Source organism: Alicyclobacillus fructus, assembly GCF_017329605.1.
Classification (GTDB): Bacteria; Bacillota; Bacilli; order Alicyclobacillales; family Alicyclobacillaceae; genus Alicyclobacillus; species Alicyclobacillus fructus.
Genome location: NZ_JAFMTY010000009.1, coordinates 45,275 through 71,678, shown reverse-complemented (window position 1 = coordinate 71,678; position 26,404 = coordinate 45,275). Strand labels below are relative to the sequence as shown.

The following is a 26,404-nucleotide window of genomic DNA, read 5'->3' as shown; positions in this document are numbered from 1 at the left end:
TGGAGGGAGCAGCCGTTGATTTTAGAGAGTGAGCCGCTGATGGACCATAGGCCTCCGGTGACCGTGAAGGGAACGCGTGAGGGACTGACCTTCTTGCTGGACGAACGCGCGGATGTGGAGCGCGTGTGCGGGTATCTGGAAACCCTCATCACGGGTGAAACCGGCAAGCTTTTCGAAGGCCCCACTGTGGATGTGTATGTCGACTACGGCAAGCGAGCACTGACACCCCAGGAGACGTGGCGCATCCTCGACGTTTTTCGAAAGCGAGACAATTTTCTGGTGAGGGCTTGGGGTAGCGCCCCCGAGGCGCGGGAGATGGCCCGCCGTCCTCACGGGATGCGCCCTCAACATATCTATCACGGCTTGGTGCGCTCAGGACAACCTCTGTCCTTTGACGGGGACGTCGTGATCATCGGAGACGTGAATCCGAGCGCTGTGGTGGAGGCAACGGGTGACATCTACGTGTTTGGCCGCCTCCTTGGCATTGCGCACGCCGGCGTGGATGGCGATGAGACGGCCGTCGTCGCAGCGGCAGAGTTCGCCCCGATGCAAATCCGAATCGCGGACGTGGTGAGCCGCGCTCCGCAAATGCGCGCGACGATGGAGTACGCGTATCTCGAGGGGCGAGAGATGCGAGTGGCCGAAATGAAGTACTTCCTCCCATGGCACAAACTCCGGAAACGCTCCGGGCGTGAGGAACGAAGGTGATGTGAGTGGGCACCGCAATCGTGATGACATCCGGCAAGGGCGGGGTCGGTAAGACGACGACCACTGCGAACGTGTCGACGGCGCTCGCCCTGCTTGGCAAAAAGGTTTGTATGGTCGACGCGGACATCGGGCTGCGGAACCTCGACGTGGTCATGGGGCTCGAGAACCGCATCATCTATGACATCGTGGACGTGGCCAACGGCGACTGCCGGCTCGAACAGGCGCTCATTCGCGACAAGCGGTTTGAACATCTTGTCCTGTTGCCTGCTGCGCAGACCAAGGACAAGCGGGCGCTTTCTGCGGAAAAGATGGTTGAATTGGTGGGCGAACTCAAGCACTCGTTCGATTTTGTGATGATCGATTGCCCTGCCGGCATTGAAGAAGGCTTTCGGGTGGCGGTTGCGCCAGCGGATATGGCTATCGTCGTCACCACGCCGGAACATACGGCAGTGCGAGATGCCGATCGCGTCCTTGGGCTCTTGGAGCGGGACAAGGTGGGAGAACCCAGGCTCGTCGTCAACCGTATCCGGCCTGACATGGTGAAGCGCGGAGACATGTTGGACATCGACGAGATCGTGCAGGTGTTAGGTTGTGATCTCCTCGGGGTCATCCCGGATGACGAGCGGGTGATCGGCAACAGCAATCGAGGCGAGCCGGTCGTGCTCGATACGTCGGTTCCCGCCGCGACCGCGTACCGAAATATCGCGCGCCGCATTCTGGGTGAGTCCGTTCCTCTCATGCATCTCGAAGAGAAAGCCGGGCTCTGGGGGCGGCTTCGCAAGTGGGTGGGAGGCCGCTAGGTTCCTTTGCATACCTGTCCTCCTCATGGCGTAGAGATGTGGTGGAGAGGAGGACGGGTATGCCTAGAAATCTCCGAGCCTGGCCATGGAAACGACAGGAGTCGCGTGCTTCCGACGGAGCGAGCGATGCGTCGCCCGACGCGCGTGAGGCGCCAAGCCGGTGGACGTCCGGCGATGAACCGCCGGAGGCTGAATGGACGCCGGAGTCGCCGCTGTCGCCGTATGGGTATGCGGATGACGATGGGGGCATTCGGCAGGTCGAGAGCGCGGCCTGGCTTCGCCCGGTTCCGTCGCGCGTTAAGCCGTCGCCCCGCCGGTTTCAGCCTCGTTCCGGAGCGAGGCGAGAGACTGCGCGCAACGCTTCCCGGCTTACCTGGCAGTTGTTTGGCGCGCTCGTGCTTGTGGCTTCAGGTTACGCTGTGGAACACGATCCGCGCATTCCTTCGCCCATCGCCGCGCATGCCGTCGGCGCGTTCGACGAGGATTATACCTCCCGGTTGCAACCAGCTCTGAATCGCCTGTTGACTTCCTGGCACGTCCGCTCGATCTCCCTCGGTGTGGTGCAGGCAGGAACGCTGCGGGCACCCGTCTTCGGTCGCGTGTTGCAAGGCTATGGCCCTCAACACCCGGAAGTGTGGGTGGAGGGAGATGCCGGGGACACGGTTCAGGCTGCGGCTGGGGGAACCGTGCTGGGCGTGTATCGGACAGGCAGCACGTATCTGGTCAAGATCGATCACGGCTCCGACGGGATCGCCCTGTACGGCGGTCTCGGGACGGTTTCTGTTCATCCTGACGAAGTGGTATTGTCGGGGCAAGAAATCGGGACCTTGCCTACTCGTCCCGCGCACCCGGTGTTCCGATTTGCCGTAGAGAAAGACGGAAAATACGAAAATCCTGAGCAATTCTTGTCGTTCGCCGGGGGTAAGGCATGAATGGGCGGAGGGCACGCGCGGGGCTCGCCGGGGTGCGGGTGAAGCTCCATCCCTTGTTCTTGGTGTCCGCTGCGGTCGCGTGCTTCCTGCATATGGCCCTGCAGGTGGCGGTGCTGTTCGCGTGTGTCCTCCTGCACGAACTGGGACACGCCATCATGGCCCGCCGCCTGGGGTACCAGGTGAAAGAGGTGGAGCTTCTTCCCTTCGGCGGCGTGGCGAAACTGGCGAGTGGCGATCTCGGCTGTGTTCCGCGCCACGAAGCGCTCGTCGCGATCGCAGGCCCGGTGGTGAATCTGGTGCTCGGCTGGGCGGGGTTGGCGCTTGCCGCTGGCGGTGTGGCGTCTTCCGACGCCTATCGGACGTGGGTGACTCTGAATTTGTGGCTCGCGGTATTCAATCTTCTTCCCTGCCTGCCCTTGGACGGCGGCCGGTTATGGCGATCGAGCCGGAGCCGCGGCGTTGGTTACGTGCGCGCCACGGAAGGAGCGTACAGGATGGGCTTTGCGATCTCGGCGCTGTTGATGGCCCTTGGCATCCTCGCTTTCTTGGCGGGAAGGCCGCACGTGGGGGCGCTCGTTCTGGGGCTGTTCCTCGCTGTCGGGGCGTGGCAAGGTCTGCGGGAACTCTCGGTCGACACGGTGCGTTTTTTGGATGGGAAACGCCGGCGGTCCCATCAGGTCGTCCGCGCTCGCTCGCTCGTGGCCAACGTCGACACGCGGGTGCGCGATGTCGTCCGCGAGTTCGCGCCGGATCGCGTCCATCTCGTGTATGTCCTCGATGGGCACGGGCGGGTCGTCGATATTGTCGAAGAGCGTGAGATCGTAGACGCCGTGTTTTCTGGGAAGTGGGACGTTCCGGTGGGGAAGCTGTCGGAACCTGCAGTTGCCGAGACCGCTCACTTGTGATAGAATGCCACGAGTGTATCACTGTAACCGCATGTCACCGGCTTTCAAAGGCCGCTGTTGTGTGGCCTGCCGGCGCAGCGAGTCTGAGTGAAGGAGCGTTGCAGGATGTACGCGATTATCGAAACCGGTGGTAAGCAGTACAAGGTAAGTCAAGGAGACACCATCGTCGTGGAAAAACTCGACGGTGAGGTCGGAACGGATATCGTCCTGGACAAAGTGCTTCTCGTGCAGAATGAGGGCAAGGTTCAGGTGGGCTCTCCCTATCTCGCGGGAGCCAAAGTCGTCGCTAAAGTCGTTGAGCACGGCCGGGGCAAAAAGATCGTCGTGTTCAAGTACAAGCCGAAGAAGAACTATCACAAAAAGCAGGGTCATCGGCAGCCGTACACGAAGCTGACCGTGGAGTCGATTCAGCTCGCATGATCGAGTTCACGGTCTTCCAGCGCGGAGACCAGGCGGTTGGCTTTCGCGTTCAAGGACACGCGGGCTACGCGGAGGCTGGGCGCGATATCGTCTGTGCGGCTGTGAGTGTATTGGTTTACAATTTTATCAACTCAGCGGAACGGTTTGCGGATACGGTGTTCGACGTGCGAGATCGCGGCGACGAGTTGTCCTGCCGCTTTCCGGCCGCGTTGAATGCTCGTGCAAGGCTGTTGTTTGACAGCATGCTGTTCGGCATCGAGCAGGTCGCAGAGCAGTATCCGGAACACGTGCAAATCCGGCGCGTGCGTGGGCACTGACCGCGACGGTTGACGGCGCTCGCACGATTGCCGCATGAGACATCAGGACGACGGAAAGGATGATCGATGATGTTGCGACTCGACTTGCAACGTTTTGCGCACAAGAAGGGCGCTTCCTCCACGCGGAACGGCCGCGACAGCATCTCGAAGCGGCTGGGCGTGAAGGAGCCCGACGGAAAGGTCGTGCACGCGGGCAGCATCCTGGTCCGCCAGCGCGGTACTCGGATCCACCCCGGTCGCAACGTGGGTATCGGTAAGGATGACACGCTGTTTGCCAAGATCACGGGTCAGGTGCGCTTCGAACGGTTCGGCAAAGGCAAGAAGCGCGTGAGCGTCTATCCAGTCGCGAGCGAGGCGGAAGTCGTCGGCAAGTAAGGGTGTCTGCAACGAGGCAGTCTGTGCGCAGCAGCGTGCCAGATTGCCTCTTTTATGTTGAGGAGGAAGGCCCATGTCCAGCGCCTCGGATCGAGGCATCGGCCTGGAGGAATTTCGGCGCCACCGGCATGATGTTCTGAACCAATTGCAAATTGTGCGTGCCCTGATTCAAATGAATCGGACGGATCGAGCGATCGCGGCCCTCGATCGCCTTGCCGAGTGGCTCCAGTCGCTCGGGCGCGTGCAACAAGTTCTGCCCCGAACCGCCGAGGCCATGCTGTGGACGCTCGCGAGCTGTCCCCATGTGTGGGTGGACGACATCCGCGTGGAGGAACCACCTGCAGAAGAAGCGACCGCGCAGTGGGCCTCGTTCTTGTCGGAGCTTGAAGAGCAATGTGCGCTGGATGCCAAATCGCTGCGGCTGAAGCTCGTACTCGCGGGAGATACGCTTCAGGTCGAGCTGGGCGACGCTCATCTGAATGTGGAAGCCTGGCAGATACGTTATCCACGCATTCGCTTCTCAAGGGGGTGACGCGATGTTTGTCGATCACGCAGTGATCTACGTCAAAGGCGGCAACGGTGGCAATGGCATTGTTGCGTGGCGGCGCGAAAAATACGTCCCGCGGGGCGGTCCGGCCGGCGGAGACGGAGGGCGAGGCGGCGATGTGGTCCTTGTCGTGGACGAGGGGTTGCGCACGCTCGTGGACTTTCGGTATCAGCGCCACTTCAAGGCCAAATCCGGCGAACCGGGAGGTCCGGCGAATCGGCACGGCGCAGATGGAGAGGACCTCCTGATCAAGGTCCCCCCTGGGACCCTTGTGCGCGATCGCGACACCGGTGAATTTTTGGGCGATCTCGTTCATCCTGGGGATCGGCTCGTGGTGGCCCGGGGAGGTCGAGGCGGCCGCGGAAACGCGCACTTTGCGAATTCGGTGCGAAAGGCCCCCGAGATCGCGGAGAAAGGAGAACCCGGAGAAGAGCGTGTCATTGAGCTCGAACTCCGCGTGTTGGCCGATGTCGGGCTCGTCGGCTATCCGTCGGTCGGAAAATCGACATTGCTCCGCGCCATGACGCGCGCCGAGCCAAAAGTCGGGGCATATCCGTTCACGACCCTGCATCCAGAACTCGGGGTTGTGGAACTGTCGGACGGTCGCTCGTTCGTGATGGCCGATTTACCGGGTCTCATCGAAGGCGCGCACGAGGGGCGAGGGCTTGGCCACCAGTTCTTGCGTCACGTCGAGCGGACAAGGGTGCTTGTCCACGTGATCGACATGGCCGCTGTCGACGGGCGCGATCCTGTCGAGGATTATCGCATCATCGAGGACGAGCTTGCGCGGTACCGCGCCGAACTCGCGGACAGGCCCCGCGTGGTAGCGGCCAATAAGATGGACTTGCCTGAAGCGAGCGAGAATCTGGCGCGCTTTCGGGTGGCATATCCTGAACTTGAGGTGTTCCCGATCTCCGGTGCGACTCACCAGGGGCTACAGCCCTTCGCGGAGCGACTGTACCAGTTGGTGCAGAGCACGCCCGTACCTGCGTCGGAGTCGACATCGCGCGACGAGTCGGAGCATAAGGTCTACCGCCTTGAGGCGGAGGAGCCGATACGAATACGCAAAGAAGATGGCGTGTTTGTCGTCGAACACCCTGAAATCGAGAAGCTCGTACGGATGACGAACTTTGACCAATACGATGCGGTCAAGCGATTCCAGCGGATCATGCAGGCGCGGGGCGTTGATGACGCTCTCCGCGCTCAGGGCGCGAAGGACGGCGACGTCATCCGCATAGGAGACATGGTGTTCGACTTTGTGGAGTGAGGGAATCGAGCTACATCCTTTGACACCGGCCCGCGAAAGCGGCACTGATGGTTGACATCGATGGGGCGTTTTGCAGAACCACGAGCCCTCGTGCGGCATGGGTTTGTCGACGATCGAGAAGGACTTCACCCCTGGAGAGAAGGAGAGTGGTATCACCGGGGGCGAAGTCCAATCGATAGGTGCGAGGCATGTCGCTCTTTTCCTTCGGGGAATGGATGGAAAATGGACGCTTCACAGCCGCGTCGACGTTTTTCTCCGCGGTCGATCTGGGTCCGTAGGCGAGGTTGAGAAGTTCGACACCGCAAGGGCCAAGCCCATCTCCCGGGAAGCCATCTTGCGCGCTTTCCTCACGGCAACCGTGCGGAAATTGGACTTTTGACCAGTCTCACCGATGGCTGGACAGTCCATCGGGTATCGGACAATCCATGATCAGCATGAAAAGGAGTTCATGACCTTTGTGGGTCAAGGTTCACGTCACCCTTCCGGAAGAATTGCGGACTGCGCTGGAAGTCCACGCGAAGCAATCGTTCCCGCAGGAGTGCGCAGGACTCATCGTGCTTCGTCGCGGACATCTGTGGGCGATGCCATTGCCTGTCGCAGCTAGCTCAACCGGGTTTTCCGTCGAACCTCGCGTTTGGGTGGAAATCCTTTCGAGCTTAGATCGAGAGCGAATGGATATTTGGGCAAGCTATCACAGCCACCCAGGCGGACGACCGCATCCGAGTACTCGAGATCACCCTCTTCGTTGGACCTCCAAGCGACTCCTCATTCTTGTCCCTCGCGGCGAGCGCATCGCCATTGAACCATACGAATGGATGGATGGCCTGGACAACACATCCTGTTGATGCATCGTCAGTTTTACAAAATCATATCAAAAACGAATTCCAGAAAACAGGATATCGCGTTCCCTTCTCGAATTTTCGAGGCGAAGGGAGCGTGATGGTCGATGGACCGATTTGTCACTGCCCAAGTCGTGGATGCCATTCTCACCTCCGCCATCCGCACGGGCGCGAGCGACGTGCATCTGCACCTCGTGAATCGTCAATTGCACGTTTCGTTTCGTGTCCGGGGCAGTATGGTGCCCTTTATGACGGGCATCGCACACGGCGAAGAAACGGTGCGCCGTATGAAGGCGTTGGGGCGTATGGACGTGACGGTTCGGCACCTACCTCAAGAAGGCAGTTTCGAGTGGATGGCCGACGGCCGAGCGGCGCACATTCGAGCATCTTGCGTGCCGATTTTCGGCGGCGAGTCGCTCGTGCTAAGACTGTTTCATTCAGGAGTCGCAAGTCACCTGCTGGAGGATCTGGGGCTTGTCGGACCATCGATGTCGAGGATGCGGGAGTGGTTGCAGCAAGAAAGCGGGTTAATCGCGCTCGCGGGCCGAACAGGTGCCGGAAAGTCCACCGCTGCCTACGCCATGCTCGATCACCTTCTTCGACAGGGCCGGACGGTGTTCACCATCGAAGACCCTGTCGAGGTTCGCTTGGCTGGATGTCGGCAGATTGAAATCCAGGAAAAGCACGGACTCACCTTTGATGTAGCGCTTCGCGCCATGGTTCGTCAGGATCCCGACGTGATTTTCATCGGTGAGGTGCGTGATCACGCCTCGGCATCCGCGGCCTGTCGCGCCGCCATGACGGGACGACTGGTCATTGCCACGGTGCACGCGCGCAAGCCGATGGGAGTCCCAACTCGCTTTGTTGATCTGGGTGTACCCATGTCGATGCTCGAAGAAGTCCTGAGCGGGGTGCTGTTTGTCGAGCCTGGGAATGAGGGACAACGAACCTATCGTGCGGTCGGCGCAGATCGGTTGATTCACTCTGAACGACCGTCACAGAGCGTTTCGGCCCGCGTGACTCGGAAGACAAAGGCGGGAAGCCGCATTGCGTCGGCGCACTAGACTTCGATGGCGCCGGGCGTTGATCGCCCGGTTATCTCGACTCCCCCGCATGGAGCGCGAAATTGCCTTATGGATGATGGAATTTTCGCGCATGCTCCGCTCAGGCGTCGACGTTCGTCTCGCGACGTCAGCTCTTCGTTCTGGCGGGAGCCGAATCACTGAGGTTCTGTCTCGAGCTGTCGAAGTACAAGTCGAACATGGACAACCCCTTGCGCAGGCCTTTTCAGGATGGATTCGAGAGTTAGATTGGCTCACCCTTGAGTCCGCTGAGCGCGCGGGCAGCTTCGTCGATGGAATGGACCGCGTTGGACAACGGATGCTCGATCGCGTTCGGTGGCGCCAAGCTCTCTTGAAGCAAATGACATATCCGTTGATCTTGCTGTGCGGAACGTACGGAATGTTTGCGTTTATGGTCGTCTCTGTCTTGCCGACCATCCATCAATTGTCTCGCTTGACTCCCGGACGAGCCGCCTCGGATCAACCTGTCAATCCCGTGATCATCGCGGGCGCTTGCCTGTTCATTCTATCTGCTTCCCTGGCGGCCGTCCCGCTATCCCATCTTGTGAAGAAGCGCTGGCCAGGCGCGCCGATTCGACCTCCGTTCGAACGACTGCTCCGTAGAATTCGCACGGAACGGCTGGCCGATCAGTTGGCGTCCCAACTGGAGGCGGGCATCGGAGCATGGGAAGCGGTCGCGTGGATTGCGGAGCGAGAGGGAGCGCTTGCTCGCCCCATGCACCGGGTACATGAAGAGCTTAGGCAGGGGACGTCCCTTCATCGCGCTTTCGCTGCTGAAAGGCGCGCGTTTGATCCTCTGTTTCTTACGCTCATCGAAGTCGGTGAGATCACCGGTGAAGTCGCGGACTGCCTTCGGGAAGGACAGCGCATCATGCAGCTCGACATTGCGCATCGATTGGAGGCGATGGTGCAAATGGCCGAACCCGTGGCTGTCTGCATCATGGGCACCATGGTCGGCGTGTTGGTGTACAGCCTTATGGCACCCCTATACCAGGCGATTGCTCGCTTGTCCTGAAAGCGTGGAGGTGTATGGAAGTGGCGCGTGTTCGGTCCCAAAACGCTAAAAAGTCAGGGTTTAGCCTACTTGAAATCATGATCGCTGTCGTGATCATGGGCATTCTGATCGTCATGATCACGCCGCAACTGCTGCGGGCATCTGGAAGAGCCCAAAATACCGCCTGTGCGGGCAATGTGCGCACGATTTCGGCGGCTCTGGCCGAGTATCAGTTGATCCATGGACAGTTGCCAACGGGCAACTCGGTTCAGCAGCTTCAGGCCCTCGTGTCCGATGGATTGCTCTCCAACGACGCTTTGTCCGGCAATTACGCGATTCAAGATACAGACGCGAACAACATCTCCGTTACGTGCCTGTCTCCCGGAGGCGTGTGACATGCGTGTAGAGGTACGCCGGTCACAGCACGCTTCTATGTGTCAAGAGGGATTTTCCCTGCTCGAGACGATGATGGTTGTTGCGATCACGTCCGTTTCCATGGCGCTGCTCATCGTCCCTCTCGTTGCCCTGGAGCGTGGCATGGCATTGCGAGCCACTGCCTTGAATCTGTTGGCGCAGATGCGAGAAATGCAGAATCTTGCGGCCACGAGTGACACGTACGCGGAGGTATGGCTAGATCCCTATGATACGGGCTATCGGCTGATCCAGGGCACTCAGACCCTCGAATCCGATGCGTTCGCGATCGGCGTCAACTATGTCGACGGGTACCTTTCGTTGCCCGTGCACGTGATTTCCTACGATAACCTCGGGAACGCCCAAGTGGCGGGCGTGATCCGTTTGACCGACGGCGTGCATGAGGACGACCTTCGCCTGTACATGGGCGCAGGATGGCAGACAGGGGGATGGATCGCGTGACTTTGTGGGAGAATCTGTTTTCCGTCTTGCTCTTGATCATGCTCATCCCGGCCATTTGGCTGTCTCAGACGCATGCGTATCTTGTCCTCGCAAAGACCGCTTGGATGCAGGAGGTCGAGGCCGCCGAACTACGCGTGGTGGAGGATGTCACCCATGGCGTTGCCATTCCACAAACCGTCCAGGAAGCGGGACGACTGTTCGAGGTCCACCTCACGCAAGGGCCTGACTCACAATCCGCGGCTTGTCAAGATCAATCGGTCGCGCTCCAAGCTGCGGGTCAGCCTGTGCAGTCGATCATCATCCCAAAGTGTGGCACGGGGATTTTCGCTTCTTGAAACGCTCGTCTCCTTAGCTGTAGCCTCTCTCGTAGTTCTCGTCTGTTGCATGGCGACCGTCGCGGCACTCCGCGGGGTCAACCGTGTCAGTCGGATCGTGGAGGACTGGGCCATCCTCGACAGCGTGCGCCGCGTGACGGTTGAAGATGCGCACGGAGCAAGCAGCGCGAGCCTATCCGGAGGGAGCCTTGTGCTTCGGGAGTTGAGTGGTGCCATTTACACCTACTATCTCAATTCGAATCATCAGCTGGTCCGTGTCAAAGTGGGAGGCGGCACGACCGTCGTTGCGACGGGCGTGCAGTCCTTTTCCACATCGGTCAGGTCTCTTTCGAGCGGGTGGGTCATCACGGTTGGGGTACAGACGATGGACGGTCAAACCCTATCCTGGGACGTGGGAAACGGGGGCTGAGCATGATGAGGTACGAGAGGTACGATCCGGCGCTTCGAAGGGAAGCCGGCTTCGCCTTGTGGTACGTCTTAGCCTGTACTTCAGGGCTTGTGCTCATCGCTCTCGCCACAATGGCGACTGGTTCACTCGCGCTGCGTTCAGAATTGCGCAACTTGGCCTTTCTTCAATGCCGGACGATCGCCTTTTCGGTGGCTCGAGCGGCGGAAGATGTCTTGGGACAAGGCGGGCGGCCCCCTGCGTTCTACCAAACTCATCTCGCTGGCCACCCTGTTTCTCTCACGAGTTCGATCTCGGGCAAACAAGTGACGGTTGCGATCCGAGTGACAGCAGGTACGGTGTCGGATACAATGTCCTTTGTGTATGACACGAGTGTGCACGGTGTGACATCGTGGCAAGACAATGGACCTCGGTCGTGATGGAGTGATGCGAGACTTGCGAGTGGCTTTGATAGGTTTCATGGGGTGCGGGAAGTCGACCGTGGGTCCGGTCCTTGCGGGTCTTTTGGGCTACGAGTTTATCGATCTCGACTTGGACATTCAAAGGACAGCGGGGAGAACCATTCCCGAGATCTTTGAGCAGGATGGTGAACAAGCTTTTCGCGTTATGGAGGCGGAATGCTTGGCAAGATGCGCCCAATTGTCTGAGATCGTTGTGGCCCCGGGAGGAGGCGTCGTGATCGCGCAAGAAAACCGGCGCCTTTTGCGAGGCGCGTTTCATGCCGTCTACCTACGGGCGCGGCCGCAAACGATCGCCGCCCGGCTTCGTGAAGAGGCTGAACATCGACCTCTGTTGCGAGGGCATCCCCTTGAAGAGCGGATTCGTTCGCTCATGAGCGAGCGCAGCGCCTTTTACGATGAAGTTGCGTCACAGATTGTCGATGTGGATGGAAAGTCGCCCGAAACCATTGCTGAAGAAATCGCCTGTGGCCTGAATTCGACCTGAAGGGGCGAGAGCTGCGTGCAACACATCGGAGGAATTCTCCCGCATTCGAAAGCGTCGGCCGAGCGCTACGATGTTTCGTTCTTCCTTCAGGAGATTCCCGAGCTCGCGGAAGCATCGCTGTCGGAAGAGACGATTCTGCGCCACAGGGCTTTGCTCTACGAGTATCTGCGCCAAAAGCGCATGTGCGATCGCTGCACGGGCTTCGAGCGCTGCGCTAAGCCGGGCGATATGCGCGGATTTGAACAGGTGCTTGAAGTGAGCCCCCGTGGCTTGTCGACAAGCGTCCGCCGTTGTACGCCGTTCAAGGAGTATGTCATCAAGGAGCGCGTCCGGAAGTACGCTCATCTGGCGGGCGTCACGGAAATCGGGGACGAATTTCGCTTTGAAAATTTCCCCGAGGAACAGGCTCGAAAGTATCCCAAGGTTGTTCGCTACGCCCAGGAATTCGCCCGAACTTGGAACCCTGACGACGCCCCTAGAGCAGGGCTCTACTTGTTCGGGCCTCCCGGCGTAGGAAAGACGCATCTGATGTTTGCCGTGTTTCGCGAGTTGCAGCGGCGCGGCGTGCCATCGCTCGTGGTTCGCTCGGATTCGCTGTTTGACCACATGCGCCACGTGATTGCGGCTGGCGAGGACCTCGAACCGTTTCTCGAGACGTTGTCCACGGTTCCGGTGCTTGGGATCGACGAATTTGCGCAAGAGCGCGCGAACGAGTTCAGCATGGAGAAGCTCTTTCGCATCATCAATTACCGGTTTCATCACAAGCTGTCGACCTGGTTTACCAGCAACTTCAGTCCTCCTGACGCATATCGGCGCGGGGGTGAGGATCTGCTCGAAACCGTCGCCCCACTCCGTTCCCGCGTCATGAGCATGTGCATTCTGGTGAAAATGGACGGGCCTGACGCCCGGCAGCGCAATCTGCGAACCTTGCTTTGACGCATCACGTGCCTGCCAGGCGGCCTCGTTGAAGTCGAAGGCCTACCAACGCCGTCTGGTGGATGTGACATACCACCCGAGGGGTACTCTTCTCGATGAGGGCAGCCTGCTTGCGCTCTCTCTCTTGCACAAGGGATGCGCGCTCTTCTTCCGAGAGATCGTCCAACAAGCTCTCGTAGTAGGCGGATAACTGGGCGAGATCGTCGCGGAGCCGAATCATCGCTTCTTCAGCCCATCGATCGTCTTGCGCTGCAACGTGGTTTCTGAGCGCTTCTTGAAGCGTGATCCACGCTTCGCGAAGCGTGTGTCGGCCGTGATTCAGGATTTCGGATGCACGAGCACCCGACAGGTCCCGGTGCCGAATGCGTTCGTAGAAGCGGTCGACGATTTGGAGATTTTCCAGACAAACGGCATAGGAAAACCACTCTTCACGGTTGATGTCGGCAGAGTAAGAAACAATCCCGTTGACCATCAGCCATGGCACCAGTTCGCTGCCCTCGCCGCCTTCTCGCACGCAGACCGCGCGGCCTCGCTGCGCCGCACTTGCCAGAATGCGGTCGAACAGGTGGCTGCCAAAGTCGATTCGTTCGATGCGCCGTTTGGCAAATCCGGGAATTCCCACGGCGGGCAGTTCGGCGTTGAGCCGCGCTTCCTCGCGGGAGAGTGCCGCATCGTCGAACGCGAGGCGAAGAACCGTGGGTTCGACGGGTTGTCGGGAGGCTTCGACCCACATCCAGTAAAATGGGCGCTCAATCAACTCTTTGTCGACGTCGATAGGGACTTCGTACTCCCGGTACATGGATCTCGCGACGAGCGTGCGGGCTCCGACGGACGCGAAGTAACGGTCGCAAAACGCCAGTCTCTCTTCGGCTGTCCTTAACGGTGCTCGGCTTTGTTCGTTCAACGGGGATGCCTACCTCCCTTTTGCAGCATGAGGTCTTCCATCTGCACGGACTTCAGGCGGTTCACAAATTCTCGTTCATCCCGGCTGGTCATCGCCGCCTCAAATATGCGCCGTTCCCACAGGTCCAGTCGGATGTCGCTCACGATATCATCAAGCCGCCCGATCACGGCTTCGAACATGCGGACTTTGTCCTGCAACACTTCCATAATATGTTCCTCGATGGTGTCCTTCGTCACGAGATGAGCGATATGGCACGCTTCGGTTTGACCGAGCCGATGGATTCGACCGATGCGCTGTTCAAGCCGCATCGGGTTCCATGGAAGGTCGTAGTTGATCATGTGATGGCAAAATTGAAGGTTGATTCCTTCTCCTCCAGATTCGGTGGCGACAAGCACGCGGATTTTCTTCGAAAACAGCTCGCGCATCCAGTCCTTCTTGCCGCGGCGGAAACCACCGCGAAACGGCACGGCACTGATACTGCGGCGTTTCAGTGTGTACATGAGGAAATCCTGGGAGGCGCGGTACTCTGTAAAGATGATGATTTTGTCCGGTGCGTCGTCCAACATCTTGAGCACGGACTCCACCTTGGCGTACGAAGGAATGGAAGCTCCTTGTTCGATGAGCGACTGAAGTCGCCGGGCGCGATCGGGGTCGGTCGTTTTTTTCAGCATCTTTTCCAGCGAGAGAAGCGCGGCGTACGCTGAGCTGCAGATCTCCCGCTGCAACGTGATGAGTGGGAGAATCGATGTTCGGGCCATCCGGGAGCGCTCAAACTCGCTGCGTAAGAACGCCTGAACAGCATCGTAGAAGGCGCGTTCTTCCGGGGTGAGTTCCACAGGAACGATGCGAACGTGTCGCTTGGGCAATTCGAGCGCTCCGTCTTCACGGCGATTCCGGATCATCACGCGGCTGATGGTCTGGCGCAATGCGGCGGGATCTTTGGGTGTTCTCGGATTGGCGACGAATCGCTCGGCGAACTCTGCGGGGTTGCCGAGTTGTCCGGGTTTGAGCAGGGTGATCAACGTGTGGAGTTCCTTCAGCTGATTCTGGACAGGCGTTGCTGTGAGAAGCAACATGTATTTGTGCTGAAGTTGATTCAGTATCTGCCAGTTCTTCGTCCTTGGGTTTTTCAGCTTGTGGGCTTCGTCGACAATCACCATGTCCCACCACTGATCGCGGACGAGATCGGCATGAGGGGGACGCTTGGCGGTGTCGATGGAGGCCACGATGACCCCGTCCGTCGTCCATGTCCACTCGTCGCGTTGGGGGATGGCCTGAATCCGAAACTTTTGATTCAATTCCTTCGTCCACTGCGAGACGAGGGACGCGGGCACAAGCACGAGGGCTTTTCGCACGAGTCCGCGCACGAGGTATTCCTTGAGCACGAGTCCTGCCTCGATGGTTTTGCCCAGGCCGACCTCGTCCGCAAGGATGGCTCTTCCGCGCAGATCGCGTACGACGCGCAGGGCCGTCTCCACCTGATGAGGAAGAGGCGTGAACTGGACGTGTTCCAGCGCGAGCAGCTGATCGAAGGACGGCGACATCCACGCGTGATGGGCGATGGCCGCGAGACGGAACAATTCCCAATCCGCATCGCGGCTTTCCCGGCCCATGTGCAGGAGCGCCTCGAGCTCGGATTCCACGTCCAACCCGCGCACGGAAAATGACCAGGGGCGCTCTCCGGTGCGGATGGTCTCATCGGCGAGTTCGCGCACGCACATCCCTCCTCGTCTTGTTCTGCTCGTCGTCGTCATGTAGTATGTGACAGGTGATATCGATTCTTGCGCGCAAGGACGGTGGCCATGTTGGCGAAGCGAACGCCGCTCTTCGATCTCCACCTGCGCGCTGGGGCCCGCATGGTGGAGTTTCACGGATGGGAGATGCCAGTCCAATATTCGAGCATTTTGGACGAGCACCGCGCCGTGCGAACAAGCGTGGGAATGTTCGACGTATCCCACATGGGCGAGATCGAGGTATCGGGGCCGGACAGCTTCACATTTTTGCAGCACGTGCTGACGAACGACCTGGGTCGGCTCCGGCCGGGCAGGGCGCTCTACACGCTGATGACGGACGAGCGCGGCGGTACGCTCGACGATCTGCTGGTCTATCAGTTGGACAGCGAGCGTTACTGGCTGGTTGTGAACGCTGCGAATCGAGAGGCCGATCTTGCCTGGCTCCAAGATCATCGACAGTCGGCGAAGGTGATGTTGGCGGATCGCTCGGACGAGGTGGCGCTCCTCGCCGTGCAGGGACCTCGCTCGGCCGAATACCTTGAAAAGCTAGGGCTTGAGGTCCAATTTTTGCGTCCCTTTTCGTTTACGAGCGCTCGTTTTCACACGGGAGAGATCATGGTCTCCCGCACGGGATACACGGGCGAGGACGGATTCGAGCTGTACACAGATGGGGAGACGGCCTGCAGGCTGTTTGAGGCGCTTCAATCATTGGGCGTCACCCCTTGCGGCCTCGGGGCCCGGGATACCCTGCGCTTGGAGGCGTGTCTGCCCCTGTACGGGCAGGAGCTTCGCCGGGATATCACGCCGCTCGAAGCGGGTCTCGTACCGTTTGTCAAGTTGGACAAGGGGGAGTTTATCGGGCGCGAAGCGCTCGCCGCGCAGGCGAAAGCTGGGCCTCCGCGCAGCCTCGTGGGACTCTTGATGGGCGATCGCGCCATTCCTCGCACGGGATATCCGGTGTTCCGGGAAGGGCAAAGGGTTGGCGAGATCACCTCGGGGACGCTGTCGCCAACGCTTGAGCGGCCCATCGGACTGGCACTTGTTGATGCTTCGGCGGCGAAGTTGGGGGAAGCGCTTGAGGTCGAAATCCGCGGCAAACGTCACGTTGCCAAGACCGTGTCGACTCCCTTTTACCGACGGCCGAAGGCCGCATCCGCATCCGCCAAGAAGGAGTGAGGATTCGTTGTCGCGTTTTGGCTATCTTCCTCACACAGAAGAGGATCGCGAGGAGATGCTGCGCGCTCTCGGCATCGGGAGCGTGGAGGACTTGTTCCGGGACATTCCGGCCTCTGTTCGTCTGGCGTCCGAGCTCGATCTGCCCCGGCCGATGCCGGAGCTCGAACTGGCCAAACACATGGAAGGCCTTGCGGCGAAGAATACGCACCTGGGTCAGCTGGTGTCCTTCCTGGGGGCAGGGGCCTACGAGCATTATCAGCCCAGTGTCGTGGACGCCATCATCTCGCGGTCCGAGTTCTACACGTCGTACACGCCGTATCAGCCCGAGATGAGTCAGGGGCTGTTGCAGGCCATCTTCGAGTACCAGACGATGATCGCGGAATTGACGGGAACGGACATCGCAAACGCGAGCATGTACGACGGGGTCACTGCCCTGGCGGAGGCGGCGCTGGTCGCTTGCCAACACACACGGCGCGAGAAGGTGGTGGTATCGGCCACCTTGCATCCGGACGCACGCAGGGTGCTTGAGACCTACGCGAACGGTCAGTCCATCCGGTTGCAAACGGTAGGCCATCACGAGGGCCGTGTCGACATGGAATTGTTGGCGGCTTCCTTGGATGAGGACACGGCGTGTGTCTGTGTGCAGTACCCGAACTTTTTCGGCGCTATCGAGGATGTGCGCGCCATCGCCGAGATGGCCCACGCGCGCGGAGCGCTGCTTGTGGTGCAGACGTATCCTATCGCACTCGGTCTTCTGGAAGCTCCAGGGAAATTGGGCGCGGACATCGTGGTGGCGGAGGGCCAACCGCTCGGCATCAGTCTCTCGTACGGCGGCCCGTATCTCGGCGTGATGGCTGTGCAGGAGTTCCTGATGAGGCGAATTCCAGGGCGGTTGGTGGGCGAGACCACGGATGCCGAGGGACGGCGAGGTTATGTGCTGACCCTGCAGGCGCGGGAACAGCATATTCGACGGGAAAAGGCGACGTCGAACATCTGCACGAACCAATCGCTCTGCGCCATTGCGGCGACCGTCTTCCTTTCGTATCTGGGGAAGGAAGGTCTGCAGGAGTTGGCTCGACAGAACTACCACAAGGCTCACTACTTCCGATCTCGCTTGCTTACCGTTCCCGGCGTGGAGCCGCTCGTCGACGCGCCGTTTTTCAACGAGTTCGCGATCCGCGTGCCTCGCTCCGTTCCTGAGGTTCAGCGCGCCATGTTGGAACGGGGATACCTGTTTGGCTACGACCTCGGAAAGGACGATTCGGCGCTTGACGGGGGACTCTTGATCGCGGCGACGGAAGTGAGAACTCGCGAGGAGATGGATGGAGCGGTGGCGGCGCTCAAGGAGGTGCTCTCGCAATGACGATTCAGCGGGAAGGGCTGGAGCCTCTCATCTTCGAGCTGAGCCGGCCCGGACGGCGGGCGTACGAGTTGCCTGAATTGGATGTGCCGGAGGCAGATATGGCCGAGATCGAGCCGTATCTGCGTGAAAAACCGGCTCGCCTGCCCGAGGTGAGCGAAGTCGATGTCGTGCGACACTTCACGGCACTCTCGCAAAAGAACCACGGCGTAGACAGTGGCTTCTATCCCCTGGGCTCCTGCACGATGAAGTACAATCCGAAGCGGAATGAGCGTTGGACCCGCTTGGACGGGTTTGCGAGACTCCATCCGCTGATGCCCGAGGAGCTCGTGCAGGGGGCGCTCGCCTTATTGCACGAGCTTGCACAACATCTCGCCGCCATCACAGGGATGGACGCGGTGAGCCTGCAGCCGGCCGCGGGCGCGCACGGCGAGTGGACCGGGCTCATGATGATTCGAAAGTACCACGCCGATCGCGGCGAAATCGACCGCGATCAGGTGATCGTTCCCGATTCTGCGCACGGCACCAACCCGGCCAGCGTGAGCATGGCGGGGCTTCGCGCGGTGACCATTCCCTCCCGGCCCGACGGCCGCGTGGACCTGGAAGCGCTGCGCCAGGTGGTCAGCGAGCGCACGGCTGCGCTCATGTTGACGAATCCGAATACGCTCGGGCTGTTCGAGAGCGAAATCGTCGAGATCGCCCAGGTGGTGCACGAGGCTGGCGGGCTCCTGTATTACGACGGTGCCAACATGAACGCCATCCTGGGCTACGCGCGCCCGGGGGACATGGGCTTTGACGTGGTCCACCTCAACCTTCACAAGACCTTCTCCACGCCGCATGGCGGCGGCGGGCCGGGGGCTGGACCGGTGGGCGTGAAGGCGTTCTTGGAGCCGTATCTCCCTGCGCCTGTCCTTGAGAAACGCGGCGAGCAATATGTGTGGAACTGGGATCGGCCGAAATCCATCGGCAAGGTGAAGGGCTTCTTTGGCAATTTCGGCGTGTTGTTGCGCGCGTACGCATACATTCGCACGCTTGGCGCCGAGGGACTGAAGCAGGTCTCGGAAGCGGCCGTGCTCAATGCCAACTATCTGTTGCAACAGCTGAAACCGTACTTCGAGGCGCCGTATGAGGGCCCCTGTAAACACGAGTTTGTATTGTCGGGGAAGCGGCAGAAGGCTCTTGGCGTGCGCACGCTCGATATGGCGAAAAGGCTCATCGACTTCGGCGTGCATCCTCCCACCATTTACTTCCCGCTCATCGTGGAGGAAGGGTTGATGATCGAGCCCACCGAGTCGGAGAGCAAGGAAACCTTGGATCGGTTTGTCGAGATCATGCGCGAGATTGCGCGCGAGGCGGAAGAAGAACCCGATGTGGTGCGCACGGCTCCGCATCGGACGATTGTGGGCAGGCTCGACGAGGTCAAGGCGGCCAGGCAGCCGCGACTGCGTCATCCGTTGGATTGACGCAGTGCGGGAAGGTCTGCCAGATGCGGCGTCTCGTTGACGCCGAGGGCATGGAACGTATCGCCGATGACGGAGATGCGCGTCACGCTCGTGTTGTCGATGGTCGCAAATTCGACGCCCATAAAGCGAAGGACGGAGCGAACGACGCCTCCGTGGGTGGCGACGAGCACACGGCCGTGCGGGTGCTGGCGCGCGATCTCCCGTAAGCACTTCAGAATCCGTTCGGTGGCTTGCTCGGGCGGCTCGCGGTCTGGGGCGCCGTTCGGAAACCGCCGAAGACTCTCGGTGCGGAGCAACCCTTCGGCTTGGCCGAAATAGTGTTCCCTCAGGCACGGCCGCACGGTCACAGGCGCCCCGGTGGTGCGGCTTACTCGCTCTGCGGTCTCCAGGGCGCGGCCGAGATCGCTTGAATAGATATGGTCAAAGTGCACGGACTTGAGCCACGCGGCAAGACGATCCGCCTGGCGCTTGCCGACTTCGTTGAGGGGCACGTCGGTCCATCCCTGAACGCGCCCTTCGACGTTCCAGTCGGTTTCTCCGTGACGAACGAGCCAGATTTCCATCCTGTGGCCTCCTTCACAGCCAGTATAGCAAGCCTTTGCGCAGCTGTGTTACAATGGGAGCGGTTTTCTGGCTGGAACGGTTGGGACAAGGGGGGGGAATGCTGTGGCGGATCGCTACATTCTGCTCGTGCACGGCCCCAATTTGAACCGGTTGGGTGTCCGGAAGCCTGAAGTGTACGGCCAGCGCACCTTGGCGGACGTGGTGGAGTTGGTTCGAAGCACGGCCTCCCCCTTCGGCTTTGACGTGATCGACCGACAGTCGAACCACGAAGGCGAGCTCATCGACTTCCTGCAGCAGTACGGGCCCGGGGCGCACGGCATCATCATCAATCCCGGCGCGTTCGGGCATTACAGCTACGCGCTGCGCGATTGTCTGGAAGACATCGATCGGCCTACGGTCGAAGTGCATATCTCGAATGTGCACCGCCGCGAGCCGTTTCGGCACCAACTGGTCCTGAGTGACGTCGTCACGGGCCAGATCGTGGGGCTTGGCCTCGAGGGCTACCGGTTGGCGACGCTCGCTCTCTGCCAGCCGAAGCCGTGAGATGACAAGGTTGGAGGGCTTGACGCATGATTTCGAGCAACGATTTTCGCAACGGGACGACCATTGAATACGATGGATCGGTCTGGCGCGTGATCGAGTTCATGCACGTGAAACCGGGCAAGGGCTCGGCGTTCGTGCGGACGAAGTTGAAGAATGTGAAGACGGGCGCGATTCGGGAGACCACCTTCCGCGCCGGTGAGAAGGTGCCGCGGGCCCGCATTGAAACGCGCGAGATGCAGTACCTGTACAACGACGGCGAAAACTACACGTTCATGGATACGGAGACGTACGAGCAAATCAATATCCCTCGTTCCCAGCTCGAGTACGAGCTGAACTTCCTGAAGGAGAACATGAACTGCTTTGTCGTGCAGTACCAGGGCGAGATCATCGGCATCGATCTGCCCAATACGGTGGAGCTTGAGGTGACGGACACCGAGCCGGGGATCCGCGGCGATACGGCCACGGGCGGCAGCAAGTCCGCGACGGTGGAGACGGGTTACACGCTCCAGGTTCCGTTCTTCATCAACGTGGGCGACAAGGTGATCATCGACACGCGTTCGGGCGAATACGTTTCGCGCGCGTGACATCGGGCTTCACGAGGAAAAGGCCCGTGCGGCAGGTGGGAGTCGCCTTCCGCACGGGCCTTTTCACGCCTTTTTGCGCATCAGGCTGAACACGAGCACCATGAGGAGCAAAAAAATCACCAGAAAGACCACGATCCATCGGACGATCAAGGACAGATCCACCATCGACCCTCCCCGCTCTTCTCCTCATTCAATGCAGTGACCTCATTTGGGGTTCCGGCTCACCGTCCCTTCGCATACAGGCGCACGCCCGTCCATATACATGGACTAGGCAGGGGGTGGACGGCATGTCGGTGGCGCGATCGGGCCCTTCCAATTCCGCGTTGGCGCAGGCAATCGACTTGTTGCCGCGGGACATGGGGCTTGCCATTGCCAGCTTGGGCGAAGGCGTGCTGGAACAGCTTGAGGAAATTCGCCTTCGCGTCGGACAGCCGCTGGAACTGTGCTGGCGCCAGCGGTCGACCTTCTTGGCGCCAGACGGCGGCCTGACGACGTCCCCTGACCGCTCGTTGCGCGTGTCGGCCGGCGAGTTGTCCCATGTGTTGCACCGCCTGACGCAGTTTTCTCGATATGCGGTCGAAGAAGACATGCGCCAGGGATTCGTCACCCTGCCCGGTGGACATCGAGTGGGTATCGCGGGACGCGCCGTGGTGGAAAGCGGTCGGGTGCGCGCCTTCCGCCATGTCACCTCGCTCAATATTCGACTTTCGCGCGATCACCCAGGCGCCGCCAGGGCCCTTCTGCCTTACGTGTACGATCGCGGCTCGCATCGGCCGCTCTCGTCGCTCGTGCTCTCGCCGCCGCAATGCGGGAAGACCACCCTCGTGCGAGACGTGGCGCGCCGGTTCAGTTACGGCGACTTCGCGCCCGGTGAAGCCGGCTTGAAGGTGGCCGTGATCGACGAGCGCTCCGAGATCGCCGGCAGTGTCGACGGCATTCCCCAGTTCGATCTCGGCCCCCGCGTGGACGTGCTCGACGGATGCCCGAAGGCGGAGGGCATGATGATGGCGATTCGCAGCCTGTCTCCGCGCGTGGTGGTGACGGACGAGATCGGCCGGGTCGAGGACGCGGAGGCCGTGCTGGAGGCATCGCTGGCGGGGGTGGCGGTGGTGGCCACGGCGCACGCGGCTTCGCTCGAGGCGTGGCGGCGCAGGCCGGGCATGGAGCCGCTGTTTGACGCGCGCGCATTCGATCGCTACATCGTGCTGAGCCGCCGGCATGGCCCGGGCACGATTGAGGCTGTTCTCGACGCCGAAGGGAAACCGCTCGGCCGCGGAGGGCGATGACGGGAGATGAAGCTCGCGGGTGCCGCGCTGGTGTTGATCGCATGCACGCTGATTGGGCTTCGAATGGCCCAGGGTTACCGGGATCGTCCAAGGGCCTTACGGCAGTTGTTGCAGGCGGTGATGGAACTGCAGAGCGAGGTCGAATATCACGCGGCGCCCATTCCGGAAGCGCTGAAGGCCGTGGGCGCTAGGCTCGAAGGATGGTGCGGGGCGTGGCTGATGGCGCTGGCGGACGCGCTGGGCCGCTCCGACGAATGGCCTGGGCGCGCCGTCGAGGGCGTGTCACTCGCGTCGACGTCAGGAGGGGCGCTGCAGGACGGCGACGCAGAGCCGTTCTATCGCCTGTTGCGCTCGATCGCGGTCGCGGATCGCGACCACCTGCAGCAGCCATTTCTCGCGGCGCGCGCGGATCTGGAATTGGCCATTCAGGCGGCGCAGGACGAGGCGGAGCGAGGGGCCCGTCTCTGGCAGTCCTTCGGGGCCCTCGCCGGCGCATTCATTGTCCTTTTACTCCTGTAGGCCCCGGCCGATGCACGGCGCAAAGGTGCGCGAAAAGAGGGGATGCGTGATGTCGCCCGAGATTCGGGATCTGTTTCGAATTTTCGCCGTCGGCTTTATTGCGGCCATCTTTCACACCGTGCTGAAACAGAGCGGCAAAGAGGACTTCGCGCACTGGGCCACGCTGGCTGGGTTGGTGGCCGTGTTCGTGATCGTGATTGGATACGTCGATCACCTGTATCACGAAATTACCAGCGTGTTCCTGCTGCAGTAGGTGAATGGCGTGCACATCGTTCAGATCATTGGCATTGGGCTGACGGCCACGATTCTCGCGACGCTTCTTCGCCAACAGATGCCATCCTTTGCGACGCTCGTCAGTTTGTTCGCGGGCGTGATCATTCTGCTTCTGTTGGTGCGATCCATCTCGGGCGCGCTCGATACCTTTCAGCAGTTGACGTCCGCGGCGAAGATGAACCAGGTGTTCCTTCAGACGCTGATCCGCATTCTCGGCATTGCCTACGTCGTCGAATTTGCGGCCGACATCGCCCGCGATGCCGGCGAATCCGCCCTTGGCGGGAGGATCGAGCTCGCCGGGAAGATCGGCATCGTCCTCCTGGCGCTGCCCATCTTCAAGGACGTGCTCGACGTGATCGTCCACATGATTCCGTGAAGGAGCGAGGCTTGTGTGGAAGCGGTGGCGATGGTTCGTCGCGCTCGGCACATCGCTGGTGAGCCTCGTCGTGCTCCCGGCTTGGATTTGGGGCGACTCGGCCGGCGGTGAACCGGCGCAGTCCGCAGAACAGTCCGCCGAGCAAATCCTCCAGAAGACCGCTGAGAGCGAGCTCGATCACGTCGATACGCACTCCATCGACGCCTACTGGCAACAGCTTGAGGCCCAATACGGGGGCTTTCTGCCCCACGCCCGGGGCCAGTCGCTGATCCAGTCGGTCCTTGAGCACGGGGGGCCGTCGTTTCACGGCATCGTGTCGGGGGTGCTGCACTATTTCTTTCAGGAGGTCGTCGACGATCTCGGCCTGTTCGGGGGGATTCTCATCCTCTGCGTCGCGGCGGCGCTCCTCCGCATGATGCAGGCGTCCTTTGCCGAGGAGTCCGTGGGCGAAGTGGCGCAGATGGTGGTGTCGTTCGTGCTTGCGGCGCTGGTGGCGAGATCGCTCGTCGAAACCTTTGGATCGGCGCGGCAGGCCATCGAGTCGATGAACCATTTCATGCTCGCGACGATGCCCGTGTCCATCGCGCTATTGGCGGGGTCGGGATCGTTCGCGTCCGCGGCCTTCTTTCAACCGATGCTGATCTTTTGCGTGCACTTCGTCTCCAATGTCGTCTTTCTCGTCGTCTTTCCGATGGTGTTTTTGGCCGCCGTCCTGGATCTGGCGTCTTCCATGGCTCCGCGCTATCCTTTGACGCGGCTCGCTTCCCTGGCGCGCACCGCGGGGCTTGCGGTTCTGAGCTTTGCCCTCGTGATCTTCGTGGGCGTGACCACGGTGCAGGGGACGGGGCGCGGAATCGCGGACGGCCTGGCGCTTAGGACCATGAAATTCGGGGTTGGAACGTTTGTCCCTGTCGTGGGCAAGGCCATCTCGGATGCGGCGGAAACGGTGCTTGGCGCATCCCTTCTGGTCAAAAACGCAGTCGGAATCGCGGGGCTTGTCGTGATCGCACTCCTCGCGGCGTTTCCCGCGGTGAAAATCCTCGCGGTCTCCGCGATGTATTCGGCGAGCGCGGCGGTGATGCAGCCTGTCGGCGAGACGCCCATCATCGCGTGTCTCGGGGCGCTCGGGCGGACCATGCTGCTCGTGTTTGCATCGGTGGCGACGGTGGCGCTCATGTTCTTCTTCGCCATCTGTATTCTTTTGGCGGCGGCCAATTTGGCGGTGATCACGGCATGACAGGGGTCGGAGACTGGCTGAGGCAGGTCGTGGCCATCGCTCTCATCGGCGGGATCGCGGAAATGATGCTGCCGTCCGGCGCGCTGGTGCGCTACGTCCGGATGACGGTGGGCGTGGCGCTCTTGGCGGCGATTTTGAGTCCCATCGTCCCGGCGCTTCACGGTGCATGGGCGGAGAATGCGACGACTCGGGCGTCGGCTCTTTTATTTGGCAACTCGGCCGCACAGGCTTCGCAGGCCGAGGATCGCGACGCGCAACGTTATGCCGAGGCGCTTCACCAGGCAGAGACGCAGGATGCCGCCCTGTATCTCGCCGAATGGGCGGAGGCGTCTCTGCCCGAGCCGATTCGTTCGGAGGTGGTCAAGGTGACCGTCGCGCATCCCACGAGCGCCGATCGGATGACGGTGGACGTCTGGGTTCGGCCCGCAGGAATGGTGGACGCAGTGGAGATCCGAGAGATCATCGCGTCGCAACTTGGCCTTGAACCGGCGCAGGTCGAGGTGCAGGACAAGGGAGATTCGCCCGGATGAACTGGAATCTGCTTCTCAAACAGCGAGGGCTCGTAGCCCTGGGAGCGCTCGGTGTCGTCCTGTTGGCCTTCAGCTGGGTATGGCCTGGGTCGCGATCCCAGCCCGCGAGCACGTCGACGGTTCTCAATGGCACGGGTTCCCTCTGGCAGGCGAACGCGGCGAGCGGATCGCAGGGGCCTGAGGAGCTCGTATCGATTGCTTCGTTTTACGAGAACGAGCTGCAATCGATGCTGGACAAACTGCCAGGGGTGAATGCGGTCTCGGTGCTCGTGACGCTCGCGCAGAACGGCCAGTTGGCGAGCGGAGGTTCGAATGGGGTCGGTGTCCTGGGCGTGTTGGTGACGGTGGACGCCGACGACTTTGTGCAAGCGAAAACAGAAATCGTGGACGTCATTACGAATGTGTTGGACGTGCCCGCATATAAGATTACTGTCGAACCTCAAAAGGGTGACTAGACGGAGATTAGGAGGATGCATGCGATGGTGAAACGGCAGACGGTGTGGTTGTCGACGATGATGGTGCTGAGCCTGATGCTGATTGGCTACTACACGATGAACAACCAGACCAGCACGACGTCCACGAACCCGTCGAACGCGACGACACCCACGGTGACGACCAGCCCGACGAATGCGACGCAGGTTTCAAACCAGACGCAATCTTCGACCGGGTCGAACGTGTCGAGCGCGGACAACTGGTACAACGCGCTCCAAGCTTCGGTGAACAACGAGATCAGCCAGAGAATCAGCAATGACCAGGCGATCATCGCGAACAACAACGCGTCCCAGGCGCAGATCGCCGAGGCCCAGAAGCAACTCGGCGAGGAGGAGGCCCTCTACAACAGTTTGCAGCAGGCCACGCAGGCCGTGATCGCGGAGGGATACAAGAACGCCGTGATTGCACCGGACAAGAATCAGACGACCTTCACGGTGTACGTGGAGACGAACCACCTCTCGAAAGCGGACGCCGTGAAAATCATGAACATCGTCAGCCAGCAGTTGGATACCTCCATCTTCAACATTTCCGTCAAGCCGCACGCGTGAATCTTCGCCGCAGAGGAGCCGTCACCGCAGGGTGGCGGCTTTCTACGTTCTTCCATTCCCTAGAACCGCAGGCGTCCCTGTGGTATACTCGTGAGGACCTTGTCAGATGGACTTGGAGATCCGGATCGGGGAGAG

Annotated in this window: 34 protein-coding genes and 1 other annotated feature; of the genes, 31 read left to right on the top strand and 3 right to left on the bottom strand. The window is 60.7% G+C overall.

Annotated elements, in window-relative coordinates:
• Positions 1-15 precede the first annotated feature (15 nt).
• The 18 genes from J3481_RS06475 (at position 16) to zapE (ending at position 12,681) form a co-directional block, all read left to right on the top strand.
• Complete coding sequence (locus J3481_RS06475) at positions 16-708, top strand: septum site-determining protein MinC (RefSeq protein ID WP_206831038.1); 693 nt, start codon at positions 16-18, stop codon at positions 706-708.
• Positions 709-713: 5 nt separating this feature from the next.
• Positions 714-1,508: a septum site-determining protein MinD gene (gene minD, locus J3481_RS06470; protein ID WP_206831037.1), complete on the top strand. Its 795-nt coding sequence runs from the start codon at positions 714-716 to the stop codon at positions 1,506-1,508.
• 59 nt (positions 1,509-1,567) lie between these two features.
• Positions 1,568-2,440, top strand: coding sequence for a murein hydrolase activator EnvC family protein (locus J3481_RS06465; protein WP_206831036.1), 873 nt, complete (start codon positions 1,568-1,570; stop codon positions 2,438-2,440).
• Entirely contained in the window at positions 2,437-3,345 is a 909-nt protein-coding gene (locus tag J3481_RS06460; protein WP_206831035.1) for a site-2 protease family protein, read from the top strand. Before J3481_RS06465 ends, J3481_RS06460 begins: the two co-directional genes overlap by 4 nt.
• Before the next feature lie 15 nt (positions 3,346-3,360).
• Positions 3,361-3,440, top strand: a sequence feature (ribosomal protein L21 leader region).
• A 10-nt stretch (positions 3,441-3,450) separates the two neighbouring features.
• Complete coding sequence (gene rplU / locus J3481_RS06455) at positions 3,451-3,765, top strand: 50S ribosomal protein L21 (protein ID WP_206831034.1); 315 nt, start codon at positions 3,451-3,453, stop codon at positions 3,763-3,765.
• A complete protein-coding gene (locus J3481_RS06450) occupies positions 3,762-4,082 on the top strand; it encodes a ribosomal-processing cysteine protease Prp (protein WP_206831033.1) in 321 nt (106 codons plus the stop codon). Before rplU ends, J3481_RS06450 begins: the two co-directional genes overlap by 4 nt.
• 69 nt (positions 4,083-4,151) lie before the next feature.
• Positions 4,152-4,457 carry a 50S ribosomal protein L27 gene (gene rpmA / locus J3481_RS06445; protein WP_206831032.1) on the top strand — a complete coding sequence of 102 codons (306 nt, stop codon included), beginning with the start codon at positions 4,152-4,154 and terminating at the stop codon, positions 4,455-4,457.
• 73 nt (positions 4,458-4,530) lie between these two features.
• Positions 4,531-4,989 (top strand): Spo0B domain-containing protein, encoded by a 459-nt coding sequence (locus J3481_RS06440; protein ID WP_206831031.1) that lies wholly within the window; start codon positions 4,531-4,533, stop codon positions 4,987-4,989.
• Between the two features lie 4 nt (positions 4,990-4,993).
• Positions 4,994-6,271 carry a GTPase ObgE gene (gene obgE, locus J3481_RS06435; protein WP_206831030.1) on the top strand — a complete coding sequence of 426 codons (1,278 nt, stop codon included), beginning with the start codon at positions 4,994-4,996 and terminating at the stop codon, positions 6,269-6,271.
• A 455-nt stretch (positions 6,272-6,726) separates the two neighbouring features.
• Positions 6,727-7,116: a Mov34/MPN/PAD-1 family protein gene (locus tag J3481_RS06430; RefSeq protein ID WP_206831029.1), complete on the top strand. Its 390-nt coding sequence runs from the start codon at positions 6,727-6,729 to the stop codon at positions 7,114-7,116.
• 101 nt (positions 7,117-7,217) lie between these two features.
• Positions 7,218-8,174: a GspE/PulE family protein gene (locus J3481_RS06425; RefSeq protein ID WP_206831028.1), complete on the top strand. Its 957-nt coding sequence runs from the start codon at positions 7,218-7,220 to the stop codon at positions 8,172-8,174.
• Between the two features lie 49 nt (positions 8,175-8,223).
• Positions 8,224-9,207: a type II secretion system F family protein gene (locus tag J3481_RS14660; protein ID WP_206831027.1), complete on the top strand. Its 984-nt coding sequence runs from the start codon at positions 8,224-8,226 to the stop codon at positions 9,205-9,207.
• A 14-nt stretch (positions 9,208-9,221) separates the two neighbouring features.
• On the top strand, positions 9,222-9,581 hold the full coding sequence (locus tag J3481_RS06415; RefSeq protein WP_206831026.1) for a type II secretion system protein: 360 nt from the start codon (positions 9,222-9,224) through the stop codon (positions 9,579-9,581).
• A gap of 1 nt (position 9,582) precedes the next feature.
• Positions 9,583-10,059: a pilus assembly FimT family protein gene (locus J3481_RS06410; protein ID WP_236011305.1), complete on the top strand. Its 477-nt coding sequence runs from the start codon at positions 9,583-9,585 to the stop codon at positions 10,057-10,059.
• Positions 10,047-10,394, top strand: a complete 348-nt coding sequence (locus J3481_RS06405; protein ID WP_236011304.1) for a hypothetical protein — start codon at positions 10,047-10,049, stop codon at positions 10,392-10,394. The genes J3481_RS06410 and J3481_RS06405 overlap by 13 nt, the downstream gene beginning before the upstream one ends.
• A 49-nt stretch (positions 10,395-10,443) precedes the next feature.
• Positions 10,444-10,803, top strand: coding sequence for a hypothetical protein (locus J3481_RS06400; protein ID WP_236011302.1), 360 nt, complete (start codon positions 10,444-10,446; stop codon positions 10,801-10,803).
• Between the two features lie 399 nt (positions 10,804-11,202).
• Complete coding sequence (locus J3481_RS06395; RefSeq protein WP_328702051.1) at positions 11,203-11,745, top strand: shikimate kinase; 543 nt, start codon at positions 11,203-11,205, stop codon at positions 11,743-11,745.
• A gap of 15 nt (positions 11,746-11,760) precedes the next feature.
• A complete protein-coding gene (zapE, locus tag J3481_RS06390; protein ID WP_206831023.1) occupies positions 11,761-12,681 on the top strand; it encodes an AFG1/ZapE family ATPase in 921 nt (306 codons plus the stop codon).
• Between the two features lie 4 nt (positions 12,682-12,685).
• On the opposite strand, the gene J3481_RS06385 is transcribed toward zapE, so the two are convergent.
• A complete protein-coding gene (locus tag J3481_RS06385; RefSeq protein ID WP_206831022.1) occupies positions 12,686-13,585 on the bottom strand; it encodes a YqhG family protein in 900 nt (299 codons plus the stop codon).
• On the bottom strand, positions 13,582-15,306 hold the full coding sequence (locus J3481_RS06380; protein ID WP_236011301.1) for a DEAD/DEAH box helicase: 1,725 nt from the start codon (positions 15,304-15,306) through the stop codon (positions 13,582-13,584). The genes J3481_RS06385 and J3481_RS06380 overlap by 4 nt, the downstream gene beginning before the upstream one ends.
• Before the next feature lie 84 nt (positions 15,307-15,390).
• Here J3481_RS06380 and gcvT point away from each other — a divergent pair, with 84 nt between their 5' ends.
• The 3 genes from gcvT to gcvPB are packed head-to-tail and all read left to right on the top strand — an operon-like array spanning position 15,391 to position 19,317.
• Positions 15,391-16,494 carry a glycine cleavage system aminomethyltransferase GcvT gene (gcvT, locus tag J3481_RS06375; protein WP_236011329.1) on the top strand — a complete coding sequence of 368 codons (1,104 nt, stop codon included), beginning with the start codon at positions 15,391-15,393 and terminating at the stop codon, positions 16,492-16,494.
• 7 nt (positions 16,495-16,501) lie between these two features.
• A complete protein-coding gene (gcvPA, locus tag J3481_RS06370) occupies positions 16,502-17,857 on the top strand; it encodes an aminomethyl-transferring glycine dehydrogenase subunit GcvPA (protein WP_268884313.1) in 1,356 nt (451 codons plus the stop codon).
• Positions 17,854-19,317: an aminomethyl-transferring glycine dehydrogenase subunit GcvPB gene (gene gcvPB, locus J3481_RS06365; protein WP_206831019.1), complete on the top strand. Its 1,464-nt coding sequence runs from the start codon at positions 17,854-17,856 to the stop codon at positions 19,315-19,317. The genes gcvPA and gcvPB overlap by 4 nt, the downstream gene beginning before the upstream one ends.
• Here gcvPB and J3481_RS06360 read toward each other — a convergent pair.
• The gene (locus J3481_RS06360) at positions 19,302-19,880 is read right to left on the bottom strand and encodes a histidine phosphatase family protein (RefSeq protein WP_206831018.1); all 579 of its coding nucleotides are present in this window, start codon (positions 19,878-19,880) and stop codon (positions 19,302-19,304) included. The two genes, gcvPB and J3481_RS06360, sit on opposite strands and share 16 nt — an antisense overlap.
• A gap of 103 nt (positions 19,881-19,983) precedes the next feature.
• On the opposite strand from J3481_RS06360, the gene aroQ reads away from it, so the two are divergent.
• The 10 genes from aroQ to J3481_RS06310 all read left to right on the top strand — a co-directional run bounded on the left by aroQ (position 19,984) and on the right by J3481_RS06310 (position 26,269).
• Positions 19,984-20,424, top strand: coding sequence for a type II 3-dehydroquinate dehydratase (aroQ, locus tag J3481_RS06355; protein WP_206831017.1), 441 nt, complete (start codon positions 19,984-19,986; stop codon positions 20,422-20,424).
• A gap of 26 nt (positions 20,425-20,450) precedes the next feature.
• Complete coding sequence (gene efp / locus J3481_RS06350) at positions 20,451-21,008, top strand: elongation factor P (protein ID WP_008339116.1); 558 nt, start codon at positions 20,451-20,453, stop codon at positions 21,006-21,008.
• Between the two features lie 287 nt (positions 21,009-21,295).
• Positions 21,296-22,294, top strand: a complete 999-nt coding sequence (gene spoIIIAA / locus J3481_RS06345) for a stage III sporulation protein AA (protein WP_206831016.1) — start codon at positions 21,296-21,298, stop codon at positions 22,292-22,294.
• Between the two features lie 6 nt (positions 22,295-22,300).
• Positions 22,301-22,813 carry a stage III sporulation protein AB gene (locus J3481_RS06340; protein ID WP_206831015.1) on the top strand — a complete coding sequence of 171 codons (513 nt, stop codon included), beginning with the start codon at positions 22,301-22,303 and terminating at the stop codon, positions 22,811-22,813.
• A gap of 49 nt (positions 22,814-22,862) precedes the next feature.
• Positions 22,863-23,066, top strand: a complete 204-nt coding sequence (gene spoIIIAC / locus J3481_RS06335; RefSeq protein ID WP_012811095.1) for a stage III sporulation protein AC — start codon at positions 22,863-22,865, stop codon at positions 23,064-23,066.
• Between the two features lie 9 nt (positions 23,067-23,075).
• A complete protein-coding gene (gene spoIIIAD / locus J3481_RS06330; protein WP_206831014.1) occupies positions 23,076-23,462 on the top strand; it encodes a stage III sporulation protein AD in 387 nt (128 codons plus the stop codon).
• Positions 23,463-23,475: 13 nt separating this feature from the next.
• Positions 23,476-24,699: a stage III sporulation protein AE gene (gene spoIIIAE / locus J3481_RS06325; RefSeq protein WP_206831013.1), complete on the top strand. Its 1,224-nt coding sequence runs from the start codon at positions 23,476-23,478 to the stop codon at positions 24,697-24,699.
• Complete coding sequence (locus J3481_RS06320; protein WP_206831012.1) at positions 24,696-25,229, top strand: stage III sporulation protein AF; 534 nt, start codon at positions 24,696-24,698, stop codon at positions 25,227-25,229. The genes spoIIIAE and J3481_RS06320 overlap by 4 nt, the downstream gene beginning before the upstream one ends.
• Entirely contained in the window at positions 25,226-25,684 is a 459-nt protein-coding gene (locus J3481_RS06315; protein ID WP_206831011.1) for a hypothetical protein, read from the top strand. The genes J3481_RS06320 and J3481_RS06315 overlap by 4 nt, the downstream gene beginning before the upstream one ends.
• Before the next feature lie 24 nt (positions 25,685-25,708).
• On the top strand, positions 25,709-26,269 hold the full coding sequence (locus tag J3481_RS06310; protein ID WP_206831010.1) for a SpoIIIAH-like family protein: 561 nt from the start codon (positions 25,709-25,711) through the stop codon (positions 26,267-26,269).
• Positions 26,270-26,404: the final 135 nt, after the last annotated feature.